The sequence below is a fragment of the Ensifer sp. VA4 genome, from assembly GCF_055710065.1.
On sequence record NZ_JBVQPO010000016.1, the window covers coordinates 1 to 18,219 of the forward strand.

General features: G+C 60.1%; 13 protein-coding genes and 6 pseudogenes. 7 read left to right on the plus strand and 12 right to left on the minus strand.

Annotation, left to right across the window (positions count from 1 at the left end; genetic code table 11):
• Positions 1 to 242 precede the first annotated feature (242 nt).
• The 3 genes from AC0C6X_RS25625 to AC0C6X_RS25635 all read right to left on the minus strand — a co-directional run bounded on the left by AC0C6X_RS25625 (position 243) and on the right by AC0C6X_RS25635 (position 2,632).
• On the minus strand, positions 243 to 767 hold the full coding sequence (locus tag AC0C6X_RS25625) for a nuclear transport factor 2 family protein (RefSeq protein ID WP_173519254.1): 525 nt from the start codon (positions 765 to 767) through the stop codon (positions 243 to 245).
• Between the two features lie 36 nt (positions 768 to 803).
• Positions 804 to 1,766: an alpha/beta hydrolase gene (locus tag AC0C6X_RS25630; protein ID WP_173519255.1), complete on the minus strand. Its 963-nt coding sequence runs from the start codon at positions 1,764 to 1,766 to the stop codon at positions 804 to 806.
• Between the two features lie 134 nt (positions 1,767 to 1,900).
• Positions 1,901 to 2,632 carry an AraC family transcriptional regulator gene (locus AC0C6X_RS25635; protein ID WP_246304527.1) on the minus strand — a complete coding sequence of 244 codons (732 nt, stop codon included), beginning with the start codon at positions 2,630 to 2,632 and terminating at the stop codon, positions 1,901 to 1,903.
• A gap of 491 nt (positions 2,633 to 3,123) precedes the next feature.
• Between AC0C6X_RS25635 and AC0C6X_RS25640 the strand changes: the two genes are divergently transcribed.
• Positions 3,124 to 3,372 (plus strand): TfoX/Sxy family protein, encoded by a 249-nt coding sequence (locus AC0C6X_RS25640; RefSeq protein WP_376741715.1) that lies wholly within the window; start codon positions 3,124 to 3,126, stop codon positions 3,370 to 3,372.
• Positions 3,373 to 3,448: 76 nt separating this feature from the next.
• Here AC0C6X_RS25640 and AC0C6X_RS25645 read toward each other — a convergent pair.
• Positions 3,449 to 3,624 (minus strand): annotated as a pseudogene (locus AC0C6X_RS25645) (Tn3 family transposase); the annotation flags it as partial.
• A 309-nt stretch (positions 3,625 to 3,933) separates the two neighbouring features.
• On the opposite strand from AC0C6X_RS25645, the gene AC0C6X_RS25650 reads away from it, so the two are divergent.
• The 3 genes and pseudogenes from AC0C6X_RS25650 to AC0C6X_RS25660 form a co-directional block, all read left to right on the plus strand.
• Positions 3,934 to 4,572, plus strand: a complete 639-nt coding sequence (locus AC0C6X_RS25650) for a helix-turn-helix domain-containing protein (protein WP_173519258.1) — start codon at positions 3,934 to 3,936, stop codon at positions 4,570 to 4,572.
• On the plus strand, positions 4,565 to 5,797 hold the full coding sequence (locus AC0C6X_RS25655) for a type II toxin-antitoxin system HipA family toxin (RefSeq protein ID WP_210266636.1): 1,233 nt from the start codon (positions 4,565 to 4,567) through the stop codon (positions 5,795 to 5,797). Before AC0C6X_RS25650 ends, AC0C6X_RS25655 begins: the two co-directional genes overlap by 8 nt.
• A gap of 658 nt (positions 5,798 to 6,455) precedes the next feature.
• Positions 6,456 to 6,671, plus strand: a pseudogene (locus tag AC0C6X_RS25660) (peptidase T); the annotation flags it as partial.
• A gap of 312 nt (positions 6,672 to 6,983) precedes the next feature.
• On the opposite strand, the gene AC0C6X_RS25665 reads toward AC0C6X_RS25660, so the two are convergent.
• The 6 genes and pseudogenes from AC0C6X_RS25665 to AC0C6X_RS25690 form a co-directional block, all read right to left on the minus strand.
• Positions 6,984 to 7,517 (minus strand): hypothetical protein, encoded by a 534-nt coding sequence (locus AC0C6X_RS25665; protein WP_247960823.1) that lies wholly within the window; start codon positions 7,515 to 7,517, stop codon positions 6,984 to 6,986.
• Positions 7,518 to 7,548: 31 nt separating this feature from the next.
• Entirely contained in the window at positions 7,549 to 8,106 is a 558-nt protein-coding gene (locus AC0C6X_RS25670; protein ID WP_247960822.1) for a hypothetical protein, read from the minus strand.
• A gap of 117 nt (positions 8,107 to 8,223) precedes the next feature.
• The gene (locus tag AC0C6X_RS25675; RefSeq protein ID WP_173519262.1) at positions 8,224 to 8,658 is read right to left on the minus strand and encodes a SyrB-like regulator; all 435 of its coding nucleotides are present in this window, start codon (positions 8,656 to 8,658) and stop codon (positions 8,224 to 8,226) included.
• Positions 8,659 to 8,959: 301 nt separating this feature from the next.
• Positions 8,960 to 12,221, minus strand: a pseudogene (locus AC0C6X_RS25680) (error-prone DNA polymerase).
• A complete protein-coding gene (locus AC0C6X_RS25685; protein ID WP_472955919.1) occupies positions 12,218 to 13,741 on the minus strand; it encodes a Y-family DNA polymerase in 1,524 nt (507 codons plus the stop codon). The pseudogene AC0C6X_RS25680 and the gene AC0C6X_RS25685 overlap by 4 nt, the downstream one beginning before the upstream one ends.
• Entirely contained in the window at positions 13,656 to 14,273 is a 618-nt protein-coding gene (locus AC0C6X_RS25690) for an ImuA family protein (protein WP_246304528.1), read from the minus strand. The genes AC0C6X_RS25685 and AC0C6X_RS25690 overlap by 86 nt, the downstream gene beginning before the upstream one ends.
• Between AC0C6X_RS25690 and AC0C6X_RS25695 the strand changes: the two genes are divergently transcribed.
• Together AC0C6X_RS25695 and AC0C6X_RS25700 are read left to right on the plus strand one after the other, a co-directional pair.
• Positions 14,259 to 14,600 carry a hypothetical protein gene (locus tag AC0C6X_RS25695; RefSeq protein WP_247960820.1) on the plus strand — a complete coding sequence of 114 codons (342 nt, stop codon included), beginning with the start codon at positions 14,259 to 14,261 and terminating at the stop codon, positions 14,598 to 14,600. The genes AC0C6X_RS25690 and AC0C6X_RS25695 overlap by 15 nt on opposite strands.
• Before the next feature lie 473 nt (positions 14,601 to 15,073).
• A complete protein-coding gene (locus AC0C6X_RS25700) occupies positions 15,074 to 15,529 on the plus strand; it encodes a thiamine pyrophosphate-binding protein (protein WP_472955921.1) in 456 nt (151 codons plus the stop codon).
• A gap of 1,577 nt (positions 15,530 to 17,106) precedes the next feature.
• Here the strand turns inward: AC0C6X_RS25700 and AC0C6X_RS25705 are convergent.
• Positions 17,107 to 17,254: pseudogene (locus AC0C6X_RS25705) on the minus strand (CorA family divalent cation transporter); the annotation flags it as partial.
• 220 nt (positions 17,255 to 17,474) lie between these two features.
• On the opposite strand from AC0C6X_RS25705, the pseudogene AC0C6X_RS25710 reads away from it, so the two are divergent.
• Positions 17,475 to 17,792: pseudogene (locus tag AC0C6X_RS25710) on the plus strand (IS5 family transposase); the annotation flags it as partial.
• 151 nt (positions 17,793 to 17,943) lie between these two features.
• Here the strand turns inward: AC0C6X_RS25710 and AC0C6X_RS25715 are convergent.
• Positions 17,944 to 18,079: pseudogene (locus AC0C6X_RS25715) on the minus strand (histidine kinase); the annotation flags it as partial.
• Positions 18,080 to 18,219: the final 140 nt, after the last annotated feature.

The following is an 18,219-nucleotide window of genomic DNA, read 5'->3' on the forward strand; positions in this document are numbered from 1 at the left end:
TGACAGCGGTGCGGGTCTCGAAGTTTTTCGCGTGGTACGCGGCGAACGCCCCGCGCTCGAAAGGCTCGGCCGCGTTCCTGTTCCCCATGGCGCCCATCACGTCGTCGTCGGACAGTGACATTTCGATCTGGGGTCGGTCTTGCTGGCCAAGCCCAAAACCCGCTCGTCTGGACCGACATACGGGGAAATGCGGAGATACGGACAGCCGGATCGCACCCGTTCAGCGCCTTGCAGGGCCTCGTTCATTCGAGGCGGCTGGCTCGGGTCACGGCTTTCTCGACTAGCCCCCTGTCGCCGCTCTCGTGGGTCCAGGTCATCACCAGCCGTGTGATCCGCCAGCTGCCGTCGCGCTTTACCAGATCGTAGTGATAGCGCCCCATCAGGATCCACATTTCCCCGCCCAGCCGGTGAGCGGCTTGGAAGTCCGCTTCGGCGACAGCCGCATCGGCTGCGGTGGTCGATATGGCGTGATTGGTAACGAGGTGCTGCGTGGTGTCGAAACCGGGGAGAAGGCCCGACCACTGTTCGACGACATCCTCGGCAGATAACGTGGACGGCGCGCCGCCCCACAGGCTGGTGTAGTCCAGCGTGACCGTATCGGCGAACGCGGCGCGCACGCGGTCCCATTGATGCCGATCGGCGCCAGCCGCTATGTCAGTGATGACATCAATGATCGCGGCGCGGTCCTCAAGAGTCGGTGTCTGGGCCATAGCGATCGATGTACAGGTCGTTGCGGCGATAGCCGCGGCAAGTGCGATTGCCTTCATCTGTTCTCTCCTGCGGCGCGAGAGTAGGCCGCCGCTTCAGCGACCGGCCCTGATGCCGGAAAAATGCCTGGATGCGGCATCGGCGGCGATCTCAACCACGTCGGGCCGGTCGTAGAACTCGAATTGCGTGATGTCATCGAGCCAGAGTTCGTCCGCCATGCCCTCGACGTTTTCGAGGAACTGCCGTGCGCCCTGCGGGACCGCGGCAGCGTTCGAGTGGACGAGCAGCAGCGGCTTGTCGAGCCCGATTGCGAGAGCGACCGAATCGTAGATCAGCCACGGTTCCCAGGAGGCGAGATTGAAGCGGTTGTCGTATTCCGGAACGAGGCCTCGGTTCTCCTCGGTGTAGTACGGGACCTGGTACATGAGGGCGTCGCGATCCGTCGCGCTCGCGGCCGTGATGACCTGCGGCTGACCGGCCTGTTCCGACAATTCGGCCTGTCGCGACGTCGCAATCAGGGCGGCCACGCCCGCGCCGCCGCCATAGACCTCTTCAACGATAGCCGCATTGTGCAGCCAGGGGGCAACGAGAACGATGCCGTCGAATGCCGTATTGCCGGTGGCAGCAGCCGTCATGTAGCCGGCGGAGGCGCAGATGCTGAGACCGAAGACTGCCGAACCGTCGACCTCGGGCAATGTGGTCATGAAACTCGCGGCAGCGACGATGTCGGACGTCTTCGCAGCCGGATCTTCCTTGAAACGGATATGTCCGCCCGAGCTTCCCCAGCCCCGGAAGTCGAATGCCAGCGCCGTGAAGCCCCGACTGGCCATTTCGCGGGCGTAGAGGCCAGACATCTGTTCCTTGACAGACGTCCAGGCGCCAGTGACGACGACGCCGGGGTGGCTTTCGCCGGGCTCGTGATCGGTTGGCAGATAGAGCGTGCCGACAAGCGTGGCCCCGGCGTTTTCGAACGAGATCTGTCGGGTCTGAATGTCCGCGGCAAAGGCCACCGAACTCATCAATGCTGCCAGTCCCAAGGAAGGTGCAAGAACTCTCATTCATTCTCTCCGTGCAAAAAGCAGGTTGCTGTTGGCCAGGAGAGAGTTGCATCGCGCGCCGGGCCGCGCCGGAGCAAATCTTGGCAATCGATGAGTGAATCTTGCCGTTTTGGCGTTCGGAAGCGTGTACGAGACTAATGCGCGCGCCGGAAAGCGCCTGGCGCCAAACCGGTGTGCCGTCGGAAGTGGCGTCCGAACCGCGATGGATCCTCATAGCCGACGCTGAATGCCACGCCGGCAACCGACGTGTTCGTCGTGCGCAGAAGTAGCTTCGCACGTTCCATGCGCTGCTCGATGACGTATTGCAGAGGCGACTTGCCCAATGCCTTTCCGAATGCACGAACGAAATGATACCGGCTCATGGCCGCTTCGGACGCCATCGCGTGGAGGGACAACTCTCCCATGAGGTTGTCATGGATGTAGGCAATGGCCTTCCGTAGACGCCTGTCGTCGATCGAAATAGCTGGGACATGTCGCGGCGACAACACGTGGGTCAGATGGGCTGCCGCCGAAATGCTCATGGTCTGCCGATAGAGCGAGTCCGACGTCTCGGTCGTGGCGACAGCGTTCTTCACCATCTGGACGAGCAGCGGATCGAGCCCCCCGACGAGAGGCGTGAAGTCGGGCTGGTCCCATCCTGTCTCGCGCAGCAGGTCGTCCGGGAACTCCAACGTGAGATAGGATAGGGTCTCATCGAACTCGCATATACCGCTCGCCCGCGCCGGCAGAATCCATCCCTCGCCTGCACGGAGCGGTATGCATGACGTAATGTCGGTGCCTACAGCAAGGCGATGATGGTTCTGGTCGACAAGAAAGATGCCGACCGTCAGGTTGTGAAGCTGGAATGGCCCGCCGCCGGCCGGCAATTCCCGACTTTTCGCATGTATCTGAAGCGAGCCTCTAGCCATCGATATCTCCTAGCAAGACAAGAGCATCGTCATGGGCGTGGGAACGCACAGGAAGCCACCGCCGACATTGGCAAAGACGTCCGCGAACGCACCAAGACACACGGAGGAAAGATCCTCTTTTGACGGAATCCAAGATGGGTCGAATACCTCACTAACAGAATTGCAGGACAGCAGCAGGCAGACGCCACGGCTGAGTAACGGCGGTCGATTTAGGTTTTGAGGCGCGGCGCATAGCAGCGGCGTACAAAAAGGCTTAAAACCATATCGCGGTATTCGCGATGGCGACTCTTCCCAAATCACACCACTACCAGTGCTGCTGAACGAAGTTCATGACATTTTTTGGAAAAGCGTTCTTATCACAGGCGGCACGCGCGGCACTGGACTCGGTGGTGGACGTCGCATGTCGCAGGGCGGAATTGTTATTCGTGCGCAGACCATGACATGAAAGGATCCTTCTATCTGCGGGTGACGAAACGAGCCGTGCTCGATTTGATGCTGTGGGCGCCACGGCATTTGGGTATGCCGGCGCCGGGAAAATCGTAACGGTCCCAAGCTATTGCACTGTCCCAGACGAAATTCTCGACGACCCCGAACTGCTTCGCGACTGGGCTTCTGCAGCGGTTCGGGCAGCCCAAGGCGCCCGGCGAAAGGGAGCCGCCCGTGCGAGGAAGGCGCGGCCGTCACAGAGCCTCAGATAGGGTGAGCCGAAAATTTCGCCGATAATCTCGATCCACCACAGCTAGGAGTCGGGTCCGGGTGCGTCGTGGTGTCGACCATATAGAGCGAGTTCCAATAAACATTGCTGCGGTGACGAGGTTCAAGCCCGACGCCCGGCATTGCTGGGCCTCGTGGCTGCGGTCGATGACGCGCCCCTGTCGGAACGTATGGATGGCCTGCGCCAGGGCATGGCGCTGCTCGCCTTTGTTGAGGCCGGCGTGGCATCGGCGGCGCGGGTCGAATTCCAAACGCTTTTTTGGGCCGCGACTCCGAGGTTCACGAACTGATCATGGTGCACCGCTTAGAGCCACCATTCCTTTGCCCGGGAGCGCGCCTGTAGCGTGACCAATTATTAAGGTTGCGCGGCGTGTTAGGGCAGCCACACGCATGTGGCGCGCTCATGGTGGATCGGGCGGCTCATATGTGTAAGCATATGATTTATGGCTCGATATATGTTAAAACATATAGATTCAAAACATCGACCTTGAATATTAATATACGCGAGCATATAAATAAGATCCAATTATATACGGTAGCATATCATGAGAGCTGATGAAGAGACGATAAAGGCGATAAAGCGTGTGAGAACGGAAAAGGGCCTCAGTCAATCTGAGCTTGGCCATCGTGTTGGCGTCCCCCAAAGCCACATCTCAAAAATCGAAAAGGGCGATGTGGATATCAAGCTATCAAGCCTCGTCCAGATCGCACGCGCTCTCGATTTGGAGGTGAAGCTCGTCCCGAAGAAGGCCCTCCCGGCCGTCGACAGCATCGTTCGGGCATTTCCGCAGGACGAGACAGCTGCGGCGTTAAACGAAATTCGTAAAACTCTTACCCTCCTCGATCGCTTGGGACAGGCTCCAAAGCTCCCCGACAAACTTCATGACCACTTAAAGACCATAAACCAGCACCTCCAGGGCTTGAGGACATTGCACTTCGGAACCGACGCGTTTTTACGACTGCAACAGACGTTGGAGCAGATCAGGAAAATCACCGCTCCCCTTGATCCATCAAATATCACTTGGGACGCGGCCTTGGCAAAAGACCCGACAGCCCCTCAAGTCGAGAAGCTCGCCCGTTCCGCCGGCGATCTCAAAAGCCTCCATAGCGACTTGGCCCAACGCGCAGCCCAGAGGGACCCACTGGATCTTCCCGCGTACTCTTTGGATCATGACGATGAGTGAAACGACGGCACTCAGCATCCTTTTGCATGGCAAAAGGATTGGGACGCTCAGCCTACTCCCAGGTGATCGTTCGATTTTCTCATTCGAAACGGACTATATCGAAGCGACGGATCGAGACACGCTCAGCCTTTCGTTCAAGAATGCGGTCGGCGGACTGCGCACCAATTTTCCGGCAACCGGCCCCAATCTGCTCCCGTTCTTTTCCAATCTTCTGCCCGAGGGAACGCTACGGGACTACCTAGCCCGTCAGGCGGGCGTGAAACCGATGCGCGAGGCCTATCTGCTTTGGGCGCTAGGTCAGGATTTGCCTGGCGCCATCACCGCCGTGCCGGTCGACGGCGATGCCCTGCCGGATGAAGCGGAAAATTCAGCGCGGGAAAAAGCCGTAGGTCAACAGCAAGCTCTGAGGTTCTCTCTGGCCGGAGTGCAGCTCAAGTTTTCGGCCCTTCGCAACAAGGGCAAGAATGGCGGTCTGGCCATACCCGCGAAAGGTATTGGGGGTTCGTGGATCGTGAAGCTTCCAGCCGACCGGTTCGAAGGGGTGCCGGAAAACGAATTCTCGTTCATGACAATCGCGCGGACGATCGGAATTGATGTCCCAAACATCACCCTTGTCGATCTCGACGCGATCGAGGGCCTTCCTCACGGTTTGGGTCGCCTGCGTGGCGAGAAGGCATTCGCGATTGAGAGGTTCGACCGCAGCGAAGCCGGGGCGATCCACGTCGAAGATTTCGCGCAAGTGTTCGGGCGCTATCCACACCAGAAATACGATGATGCCAGTTATCGCAATATAGCGAACGTGCTCGGCATTGAGACCAGTCAGGACGACATCGCGGAGTTTATCCGGCGGCTAGTTTTTTCAACACTCATCGGCAACGATGACATGCACCTGAAGAACTGGTCATTGATCTATTATGACCGGAAAACGCCGAAGATCGCTCCGGCCTACGACCTGCTTTCTACGATTCCTTATCTACCAAGCACGACGGCCGCCCTGAAATATGCCCGCACCAACGTAATGGCTGAACTGACGCTCGAAGAGTTTTCTTATCTGGCAGCTAAAGCCAGACTTCCCGAAAAGCTGGTGCTGGATACGGCGAAGCAGACGGTCGCGTCGTTCCGTGATGTCTGGCACAAGGAAAAAAGCAACTTGGTGCTGAGCAAAGAGGTCGTGGCAACGGTGGACACCCATTTGAGCACGCTTCCCCTTCTAAAGGAATGTTGAAGCGGCACCTCATCGGGATCCAAAAGGCGCGGATCGTTTGTAGTCCGCAGAGTGCTTCCGCTTGAACTTGCGGGCAAAACGGCGATTTCGGGCCGGATAAGCCTGGATCAACATTACGAATTCGTCGAGACGGGACGCATGCTTGAAGTGACCGCCGTGAGTGTGCCTGATATTTTTTTGTTCAACCGTACCGGAATCGCGAAAACAGCCTTCCCCCTTTACCCGTCCCTTCGGTAGCTTCTTCCAATAGTCTTTGCAGACTTCCCAGCGTCCAGCGAGCCATCTGGGCGCGGCTCTCGCCCTGCCTCATTTGGCAGGGCTTTTTCTTCAAGGATTCCAAATGCTCAGCCATTAGTCCGAAGGGACTATGTTGCCACCCTTATCCTTTGTGCACCATCGCCGGGTATGCCAGTTTCGGCTCATCAACCTGCCCCCTGCATGGAGATCAACCAGAGTGTCCGCAATTGAGCCTCTGCACTGACAGAGGCTCGTTTCTTAAGGGAAAGCGGACCGGCACTTCCCATTGATGCGATAACTGCGGTCGCTAATGCCAGCCGAGCGAGAGCGCGACCATCGAGCGCGTTCGGCACCCAACAATCACTCCTATGGTCCCTTTTAGTGGTTTGAATAAATAAAGCTTCGCGGTTTTATACCCATTCTCGGGATCGAAAAGAAACTGATCCCGATGCGCGGTGGCACCGATGGCGCGGTGCTTTCGGCCCGCGGTATTCCGATGCCGAACTTCTTTACCGGCGCCTACAATTTTCATTCGCGTTATGAGTTTCTGCCAGTACTGGCATTCGAAAGGTCACTGGAAGTGGCGATGGGGATTTGTCGGTTGGCGGCGACTGAACGCAGAATGCCCCGCTGGTAGCACTACAGGCGCTGCCCACCGTTATTGCCCGCCGCGCCTCAGCAGCGCCGCCATTCTTCGCACAAAAGCGATCTATACCAAGACTAGGCGGTGCGCCCACATAAGCACGCGAAGAATTTCGTCGGATAGCTGGAATGGAGATCCCAAGCGTCGTGCACACGCGCAATAAGCTAGGCGGACTCCTCTTGTGTTTCAAGAAGACGCTTCTGCGCGATGACTGGCAGCCTGCAACGCCATGCGCGGACCGGATATCGACTGGCCGCGATCCGGATCCGGTGCGGTTCCCGCGCGGAAAACGCGCAGTCGACCCGTCTATTTTACTTCAAACCGCTCAAGCATCTTTCGAAGCTGGATGTTCTCTTGCTGAAGCCGATGTGCCAGCAGTCCCTTCAGCCGCCGGTTCTCTTCCTCGAGAGCGACAAGGTCGTTGGCAAAGGCTCCGGCTTCGGTAGCAGCAATTGTCGCCGCGCGACCATCTCGAATGATGTTGCGCTTGCTGCGACGGCGCTCCGGCGGTGTCGGCGGCGCTATCTTCGGGCTGTCCGTTTCCAGCGGCGAAATGGCAGCTTCCTCGACCCCGGCGGAAACTTCTGTCAGGGCCACGAGATCCGCGATTTGTGTGGTGTCGCTCGTGCTGGTGCTTTCGTTCGCGCGTATCTCTACACTTTGCGTCGGAGAAAGCTCGTTCGGTCCCTCAGCCGGGTCGAACAGATGTGGAGCCTCGGCCTCAGCCTTGCGCACGAGTTCCTTAAGATCCGTATCGCCCCAGATGGATGTTGGCCTGATCGTCGAACGCCGGCGTGCCGACTTAACTTCGACGATGAACTTTCGCTGCTGTGGTCTCATAGATATCCAATAGTCAAGAGCGCGAAACTGCTCACGATGCGTCATACCGCTCTAGCATTTGCTTGAGCTGCGCGTTCTGCAAAAGCAACTTTTCCGCCAGTTGGCGTCTCAATTGCCTGATTTCGGCATCCAGTCCAGCAAGCTCGTCGAAGAAGGTCATCGGCGGCTGCGCAACACTGGAGCGTCCGCCTCCATATTCGACAGCATCGGTCACCGCAACATTCTTGACGTTCGATTTTGCGCCGCGCCTACGCCTTTTCACCGGCAAAGGTTGGGCTGGATATGCTCGTTCCGGAAGCACCGCGTGATCGTCGGTAGTTGACCGATCGACCGTCGCAACGGCCGCGCTTTCACCGCCGGCAACCTCGGCAATAGCGGTAGACGTGGCTGCGGTATCGAGGTTGCTAACCGCATCGTTCGAGGCTGCAACTATTGGCTCTGCAACGTCGCTGGTCCGAACGGACAGTGCTGATATATGAGCTGGGGGCGCGTTCGGCTTCGCGGTCTCGCTTTCTCGCGAGCTGTCTGGCTCCTTGACCGTTCGCCCGAGAGACGCCAGTTGCACCAAATATTTCCACGGTGATTTCATAGTGCGCCGTCACCCCGAGCCCGCACCTGCATCCGTTGCAGCAGCCTATAGGCAAGTCGAGCAAGAATGCGATGACGAGGGCCGATCGCGCAAGCCGATCAGCCCTTCACTGAATGATCAAGCAAGACCAAGCCGCTTGCGCAGATCAGCGTTCTCTGCCCGCAGCTTTTCAGCCAGAGCCTTGCGAAGCCGCGCATTCTCTTCTTCGAGCTGAAGAAGATCCGCGATGTCGTCGAGGATCGGAGCTGAAGCGGGCGTCTCTATCGTCTGTTTTGCCACACGGGTTTTTCGGGTGCCCTTGGCGACATTCTTTGCCTTGCCCTTCGAACCGGTCTGCGTCTTTGCCGAGACCATCGCATCTGCCGGCTTGTCTGCACGCTTCCTGCGTCCCCTCACGGGCTGTGCGGCAACTGCCTCCGGTGTTTCAGCCGTTGCTGCCGAGACTATATTCTTCGGCCGCGGCCCCCGCCGCTTCTTCGGCGGCTCTATCTCTGCCGGCGGAGTCGCTTCCAGAGCGTCTGTATTGTCATTCGTATTGTTCTCGTCTGCCATGAGTTGTTTTCCTCTCCAACTGTGGGCCTTTTTCCAATGGGCGGAGAACAGAGTCAATAATCGTGCGTGACACCCGCATCGAGACATCGACGATCCAGGCCGATGTTGTGTGAGGCTGTCTCATGAGCGACGCTGAATTCTTGGCTCGTCTCCGGCATCAGAACCGCGCATGGCTTGTCGGGCGCGCGCGTTGTGGCACAAAGTAGTGGCGTCGAAGGAAGTCATACCTGGGCCGAAAGCGGGCTAACAAATGCCGCTCTTGAAGCGATAGCAAACGCCTCGAAAGGGATCCACCTTCCCCTCACCTGAAATCCCGCGTTTTCACCTTGATCGCATCGAGATGCAAATAGGGATCAACGATGTCACGTGGCCGCGGCCTTTTCGGCAGCCCGCGCGGATCGGGTGCCTGCGCGCCATGGTGGAACTCGTCGCCGCGCCCGTGTGGCAGCGGGAAACTGTCATCGCGGTCACTGACGCTGGCAAGCTCGCCTGACAGATCGGTCAGCCGATGGGCAACCAGGTGGACCACCTCGCCTTCCCGCTGGATCCGGCCATAGATGCCGAGCATGCCGGCACCCAAGACGACGCGGCGGTACTTCTCGACGGTCTTTGCCCAGACGACGAGATTGGCGATGCCGGTTTCGTCCTCGATGGTGACGAACATGACGCCCTTGGCGGAACCTGGTCGCTGACGAACGAGCACGAGGCCGACCGCCTCCAGCCATCTGCCATCGCGCGCCTGCATCGCATCCCGGCAGGTGACGATGCGGCGCTTCGTCAGATCCGCACGCAGGAACGAGAGCGGATGGCTGCGCAGCGTCAATCCAACATGTCCGTAGTCCTCGACGACCTCACCGCCCGATGTCATGGGCCTCAGCGCCACCGACGGCTCGTCGAGCTCGGCCATCGTCCGGTTCTCGCGCTCCGACGCGGCCGCAAACAGAGGTAGAGGTTCGTCGCGCAGCGCCTTGATCTCCCAAAGCGCTTCGCGCCGCGCAAGACGCAGCGAAGCCCTGAAGGCATCGGCTTCGGCAAGTTCGACCAGCGAGGCGGCTGGGACGCCGGCCCGGCGCCAGAGATCGTCGACGGTCGCGAAGGCGCGCTCCGCACGCACCGCAATGATCCCGGCCGCGTCAGCATTCGCAAGTCCCTTGACCATACGAAGACCGAGGCGAACGGCAAACCGGCGCTCGTCATCGGTCGGCTCGAGCGTGCAGTCCCAGCGACTGGTATTGACGCAGACCGGCCGGACCTCGACTCCGTGCTCGCGCGCGTCACGGACGATCTGGGCCGGGGCGTAAAAACCCATCGGCTGAGCGTTGAGAAGGGCCGCGCAAAAGACATCCGGATGCCAGCACTTCAGCCAGGACGAGGCATAGGCGATCAACGCAAAGGAAGCAGCGTGGCTTTCGGGAAAGCCCTAGCTGCCGAAGCCTTCCAGCTGCCGGAAGGTCTTTTCGGCAAATTCCGGCTCGTAGCCGTTCGCGACCATGCCGGCGATCAGCTTCTTGCCGAACTTCGAAACGCCGCCGGTATGCTTGAAGGTCGCCATGGCGCGCCGAAGCTGATCGGCCTCGCCCGGCGTGAAGCCGGCACATTCGATCGCGACCCGCATCGCCTGTTCCTGGAAGAGTGGCACGCCGAGGGTCTTGCCGAGCACCTGCTCCAGTTCTGGCTTCGGATAGACCACCGCCTCCTTTCCCTCACGGCGGCGCAGATACGGATGGACCATGTCGCCCTGGATCGGGCCGGGACGCACGATCGCCACTTCGATCACGAGGTCGTAGAAGGTGCGCGGCTTGATCCTGGGCAGCATCGACATTTGCGCGCGGCTTTCGATCTGGAAGGTACCGAGCGTGTCGGCCCGCCGGATCATCGCATAGGTGCGCGGATCTTCCGCTGGAATGCTGGCGAGGTCGATATTGATCCCCTTATGCTCGGAAAGCAGATTGAAGCCGCGCTTCATGCAGGAGAGCATGCCGAGCGCCAGGCAATCGACCTTCATGAACTTCAGGATGTCGATGTCGTCCTTATCCCATTCGATGACCTGACGGTCGGCCATTGCTGCAGGCTCGATCGGCACGAGTTCGTCGAGACGATCATTCGTCAGGACGAAACCGCCCGGATGCTGCGACAGGTGGCGCGGCGCGCCCATCAATTGCAAGCTCCAGCGTCAGGCGCAGCCGCCTATCACCAAGGTTGAGGTTCAGTTCCTCGGCATGTTTCTCGCCGACATCCTCGCCCCATCCCCAGATCTGGGATGAGAGCATCTTCGTCATGTCCTCCGGCAGGCCAAGCGCCTTGCCGACGTCGCGAATGGCACCTTTCGAACGGTAGCGGATGACGGTCGAACAAAGTGCTGCGTGATCGCGGCCATAGGTGTCGAACACCCATTGCATGACGATCTCGCGGCGCTCGTGTTCGAAGTCGACATCGATGTCGGGCGGTTCGCGCCGCTCCTCAGAGACGAACCGTTCGAAAAGGAGATCGTTCGTGTCCGGGTCGATCGAGGTGATGCCGAGCACATAGCAGACCGACGAATTGGCGGCCGACCCCCTGCCCTGGCAGAGAATGTCCCTCGAGCGCGCGAAGCGAACGATCGCATTCACAGTCAGGAAGTAGGGCGCGTATTGAAGCTTCTCGATCAGCCTCAGTTCGTGTTGGAGGTTCCGCCTGACCTTGTCTGGCAACCCCTCGGGATAGCGCCAGGCAGCGCCCTCCCAGGTCAGTTGCTCCAGCGTCTGCTGTGCCGTCAGTTCCGGATTGGAGCGTTCCTCCGGGTACTGATAGGCAAGCTCATCCAGCGAGAAGCGGCATCGCTCCATGATCTCGATCGTGCGGCCGAGTGCTTCCGGGTAGCGCGAAAAAAGCCGCACCATTTCCTCCGGCGGCTTCAGATGGCGATCGGCGTGGCGCTCGCGCCTAAACCCGGCTTCGTCGATGGTGATGTTGTAACGGATGCAGGTGACAACGTCCTGGAGAACACGTCGCTCCGGCACATGAAACAGAACATCGTTGGTGACGACTGTCGTGACCCCCAGGGCGGCCGCCATGTTTGCGAGCTGATGGAGCCGCAACTGATCATTCGGCCGGCGCCTCAGCGTCATCGCCAGATAGCTGCGGTCGCCAAAGGCTTCCCGTAGACGTCGAAGCTGATGCGCCAACCTGTCATCGGCCTCACCCGGAATGAGAACGGCGATCAGGCCCTCACCATGGGCAATGAGATCGGTCCAGCCGAGCCGGCATTTCGCCTTGCCGGCGCGCCTCTTTCCGAGCGACAGCAATCGGCAAAGGCGAGCATAGGCCGGCCGATCCGTCGGATAGACCAGCACCGAGAGATCGTCATCGAGATCCAGCCTGCAGCCGACGATCAGCCGCACGCCGGTATCTTTTGCAGCCTGATGTGCCCTGACGATGCCGGCCAAACTGTTGCGGTCGACGATCGCCAGTGCTTCGATGCCGATTTCTGCGGCGCGATGAAACAGTTCCTCGCAGGAGGAGGCTCCGCGCAGAAATGAGAAGTGCGAGGTCACCTGCAGTTCGGCATAGCGCGGCGTCGTCATCCGAATATCCCGTGCAGGAACCAGCGGTGGCTGCCGGTCTCGCCATGTTCGCCGTCGCCGGACCGGAAGATCCAGTAGCGCGCGCCGGCGTCATCCTCGACCTGGAAATAGTCTCGGACTGCCACGAGCTCGGCATCGCGCTTCCACCATTCGCCAAAGACCCGCTCCGGCCCATCGGCGCGCCGCACGCGCCGCCGGACGCCGCGCCAGGTGAAGCTGACCGGTGGATGGTCGGGTAGGAGCGCCATGGTTTCGATCGGCTCCGGGTGGAGAAGAAGGCGCGTCGGCCGCGGCCAGTGACCGGGCCAGGTCTCGCCTCCATCGGGTGTCAATGGGGCAATGCGGGCAATCGAACGCTCAGGCACATCGCTTGCGACCGGCGCGAAGCGGAAGAGCCGGCGCTGGCCGATCCGGTTGCCGAGAATGTCGATCAGACCGGAGACATCGGCTTCCGATTCCTCCACCAGCGACGAAATCACCTGGGTGGCGGTGAGCGGCTCGGCGTGGCTTGCTGTCAGCGACATGATCTCGATCCCGAACCCCGGATCGATGGTTTCGATGCGATCGGTTAAGAGCCGCGTCAAGCGCTTGATGTCGCGGACCGGGGTCGCGGTTCCAGCCCGGATCGCCTGATAGGAGTTGTCGACGCGGTGAAACAGAAGATCGACACGGCGCGCGCCAAGGCCTTTCTCCTCGAGCAGCCGACAGAGCTTAGCCACGAGCTTGGCCGTGTAGCGCGCGATCGTTTCGGCGGCAGCGATCGGCTCGCCAAACGAGCGGCGAACTTCAATAAGCTCGGGCGTGCGTATCGGGTCGATCGGTTCAGCGATGCGGCCGATTGCCTGATCGAGCCGCCGTCCAAGTTCCGGTCCGAACCGCAACGCAAGCGGTGCGCGCGGCTGACGGGCGAGGTCGCCGATCGTGTTGAAGCCGAGAACGCGAAGACCATGGACAATCGACGGATCGAGCCTGAGTGCCGCGATCGGCAGGTTTGCAATGAGCTCTCCTTGCGCGCCAGGCGCAATGGCAATCGTCGGCTGAGCCAGGAAGCGGGCACCAGCATGAGCAGCACCCCAGGTGTCGGCAATCGCAGCCCGCGCGGCGATGCCTGAGCCATGGAAGCGATTGACCATGCCAGACAGCATCAGTTCCTCGCCGCCGTGCAGGTGATCGGCGCCGGTCGTATCGATCACCAGTCCGTCGGGTGGATCAGCGGCAACGATCGGCGCGTAGCGCTGCAGCGCCCAGAGCGCCAGGCGCTCGAGCGCTTCGGCATCGGCAACGGGATCTGAATCCATAACGACGAGATCGGTCACGAGCGCCTGCGCCTTCGTCGCCGGCATGCCGATCCTCAGTCCCGCGGCAAGCGCCGCAGCGTTTGCCGCCATGACCACCCGTCGGCGCTCGCGGCGGCCAATGAGGACAAGGGGAGCGTCAGCCGGCGGCGCGGTGTCGGCGAGCTTCCTCCTCAGGCGATCCGTGGACCAGGTCGGAAGGAAGAGCGATACGACCCTTGGCATCGGGGGCCTCCACTTCGAAATCTGCGCTTTCGCCGGCGCGACAACGGATGAGCTCGACGAGCCAGCGTGCGCGGCCGACACCGGGAACGGGTAACGGCGCAGAGGGCAGGACGGAAACCCGCCAGCGTGTCGTCGACGCGGTCGGCTGCCCGAAATCCGACGCCTCGGCCTGCCTTCGCCAACGGCGGATCGCGATCCCGATCGTGCCCGAGCGTTTAGCCGCAAGCTGCAGTCGGCGCGAGGCCGTCATCGGAAGGCGCGCCAGTTCGCCAACGACGACGCCAAGCCCGCCGTGACGCAAACCTTCCTCCATGCAGGCGAGAAGCGCCTTTTCGTCTCCGGCTTCCACATAGATGACGCGGCCCGGTGACAGGCCCGCTTGAGCCAGTGCCGGCGCAAAGAGATCCGGCCGCGTCACGCACCAGAGCACCTTGCCCTTCGAGCGTGCAGCGATGCCCGCGCAAAAGAGTGCGGCAGCGGCACCGTCGATGGCACCGTTGCCGCCGCCGGCGACCTCATGAAGCGCGCCCAATGCGAGCCCTCCTCCGGGCAAGCGCCTGTCGATTTCGGTAACGCCAAATGGCAGGACCTGTCGCCCGCGGCCGCTTGTGCCTTCGAGGCGCTGAATGCGCTCGCGAAGTTTGGAGACGACCGCATTGTCGACCGGACGGGGCATTTTGGAAGGAACAACTCCCTGGGCTATGCGTTAATGCTTCCTGTTGATGCGTTCTCTATTTGTTCCTTTTCGCATTGCGAGTCAACCGACCTCCAGGGCAAGAAGTTCTCAAGGATGCAACTCAACGGACGGGCGAGCCCGAAGTCGAACGAAGGCGACAGCTGCCGGCTTTCGTTGGTATGAAGTGCTAAGGCTTTCGAAGCCGGTGAGACCGGCCGAACTGCGATCCGTGATCCTGGCCAAAGTACTGGAATCCCGGGGGGATAGCCGGACGCCCGCCCGCCAACGTCCATTAGGCGTCGAGGCAGAACGGACCGCCACCCCGTTCCGTTCGATACATTATGAAATTTTGAGCACAGAACCAGAACGAGCGCCTCCAGCGTCCGATATAGACGAGCGCAGGTCCCTCGGTACGTTGGGAAGGACCGACGTATCGCAGGCAGGAACAGTGCTGATCTGGCAATGCGTGGGTACATACCGAAAACCAATTCTTCTAACCTCGCGTGTACCTATGCACAGCAGGAGAGATGAAATGCGCGGCGCTGATATGGTAGAGATATTGATCGGCTACGGCGTCGAGACGATCTTCGGCGTGCCAGCCGATACCAATGTTCCACTCTACGAAGCTTTGCAGGGACGCGAGGACAAGATCCGCCATGCCCCGAGACGAACGGTCCGCGGGCTTCATGGCAGACGCCTATGCCCGGTTCACCAACAGGCCCGGAGTGTTTGAATGCCCATCGGGGGCAGGTGCAATGTACTCGCTGCCGCCAGTCGCCGAATCGAATGGTTCCTCCGTGCCCGATCTGCCACGCGATTGTGAGACAGCACGCACGATCGCAAGGCAGCTAATCAGTAGCTACCAGAAGGGCATTCGCGACAGCGGCGCCCTGAAGTACATAATCGGCTTCGACAAAAGATCGGTGTCAGGCACAGACGCAGATACACCGGAGCAGGGCAGCGAGGAGTCAGCGCAGGAAATTGCCGATGGAATGAACAGCCCGATCAGCCCCGACGACCTTGATATGCTCAGCGCACTATCGACCGTATGTGCATCTGTTGCAGCATTCCGCGTCATGGAAAGCGGGCCGATCGCCTGGCTCGGCATCTGACGGATCGGTTCCGCAAAGGAATGTCCGATGAAGGGCGCGCTGTTCGAAACCGCCATGTGGCTGGGGTTGCACTCTTTAGATCAACACCGCTCGGACGCCTCAATGCGGAGCCGGCCAAGGCATGCCGGGGGCTGCAATCGCTCCCCACGCGATGACGTGGCTCGTAGCGCATTTCTCTTGGGTAAGGATCGGCCCCGCCCAGACCGGGGCCGTTGAGGTGACCGCAGTTGAGGTAAACGGTCGAAGAGTTGAACTACGACAATTCTCGCTAGGCGCCATATAGCAGGGATATTGATGGGCAGGGTGGGGCCTAGAAGGCCCTCGATTGCGGGTGAGCGTCGAAGGCGGAATCAAACCTAGGGCGTCAGAAAAGGTTCCTCCGTGGGCCTTCAGTCCCATACGCCGGTCGCAAAGGTCTGACGTTCGTTGTCGCGCGAAAGCGTCGCGTTAATTTCGTCTAAGCCCAGGGCAATTCGGCCCTTAGCTGCCTTGGGCGCAACGGCGTCGGAACATCGCTTTTCAGTCCGCATTGGACCAGTTCTGACGCCGTTGCCTGCAGGAGGATTGAGGATTGTCTAGCTACCAACAACACAACTACAGAGCACCAGAGCGGAAATTTACGACCGGGCTTTCGATCGTTGTGTTGCTTCTTTCGATGTCGGTGATTGCTGCTTACCTAATGATCGGTGGCGCCTTGTCGCACGACACCGACCATCCGGCTACCATCGTCCTTCCGAAGCCTGCCGTGGTCAGCTCGCGATAACAGAAGCAGGGAAACCGTATGCGGGTGGCTCCTCCGTCGATCCCACATTTCAAGAGAGTTACACGAAGCAGGTGGCAGCATAGGGGAGCAGCATGGGATTGATGCACTTAGGTCGGGCTCGCTTGGCGATGGCTCTGCCACGGCATCGCCAGCAACTCCGCGAAACCAGAGATCAGCGCCTCTTTGATCTCTTTGAGTCTTACGCACTGGCCTCCTCGAAGCTGGACAGCCTCCTACGAGAGGTCCCGCGACGGGAGGATCTAGTAGACGAATACCAGCAAATCTGTCTCGACTTGCAGGCCGACGTCGTCAAATTCCTCGCGCAGTCTCGATGAGGTCATGCACCCTTCTGGCCTTGCACCCGCGCCGGGAGGTGATCAGTGAACCGAGAAGCTTGCGAGCCTTAACTCGCGGGATCATCGGCGCGGCTCTGATCTCCCCTTCCCACTGGAGCCCGGATAACGCACTCTTGGCCCCGTCGCCTTTCGGGGCCGTTTTCTTGGGCGACCGAGCATGCTCCAATAGGAACAACTCGGCATAAAACGAGCTGGAATTCCATAGGAGCTCCAGCGATGATTCTGATCCCACCAGAACTTGACTGCCGAGGTGGCGAGGGTTCGGATGCCTCGGGTCTGATCGCCTCCATTAAGGACGCGTTGGCGGCGGAAGCACCCTTCGAGACGACTAACCTTTGCATCCGCGTTCTGATGCGCGTCGGCTGCCCACGTTTCACCCAATGATTCCGGAGCGCAAAAAACAGGCAATCGGCAGCATGGGCCTTTGTCCGCGCCAAAGCGCGTTCTCCCGGCCCGAGTCAGATCCAGCCGGCCCTTGAAGCGGTAAAGAAGAAGCAGAGCGATCGTTCCGAGCACTGCAAAATAGCCGTACCGTGTCTCCAACTCCGGCATGTTTTTGAAGTTCATGCCGTAGATTCCCGCAATCGCCGTCGGTAGGGCGAGAACGCGCAGCAAATCGTCATCTCGGCAAATTCGATCGTGAGGATCGCGTACGCTTTTGGGTGCGCAGCGCGACACCCATTTCCTCGACAGTCCGCGATGGCTGGCATTCTCGGGCACCCAGATCCTCGCTTCATTGGTCTCAAGCGGCAGAACACGGTGGAGTTCTTTTTCTTGGCATTTATCAGCCGCCGTGATTCAAGGCTTCGAAATAGGGAAGCATTTGATGACGCGTCGTCGCTACGAACTGACTGACCACGAATGGTCGATCATATCGCCGCTGTTGCCCAACAAGCCACGCGGCGTCGCCCGCGTTGATGATCGGCGGGTACTGAATGGCATCCTCTGGCGGTTTTGAACCGGCTCGCCTTGGGCGGAGGTTCCGGAACGCTATGGCCCGCCGACGACCTGTTACAACCGCTTCGTCCGCTGGCGCAAAGCCGGGGTATGGGATCGGCTTCTTGAAGCGGTGTCCAAGGCCTACGATGGCGACATCGTCATGATCGACTCGACCTGTGTCCGCGTTCACCAGCACGCGGCCACGGTAGCCGATTAGAACAGCTCACCCGACTAACCCAGCAAGGTTCGCCGAGGAATTCAACGGGCGACGCCGCGGGGATGATCAGGACGCTCAAGATGGATCTGCAGACAATGAGTAGGTCCTGACCTCACTCATTGAACGTGCTTTCAAGGTCAAAAAAAGCGTGGCTGGCGGTGCAGACGCACAGGTTCTGATCAAGCAGGGGCAGGGGATCGGGAACCGTGTCGATAATGCCCTGGGCTTCCGGGTGGCCATTTCCGCAACAAGCGGTAGAGGTCTTCGAGATTCATTGCTATCACGCCCTCGTTGCCCAACACGTCTCTACACGGAACAACGTACAGCACTTTGCGCCCCCACAAAGGAACTTCTGACATTCTCGGCCACGACGCGGCACGCCGGTCAGCGGAGCACAAAACTGCTCCGCTAACGA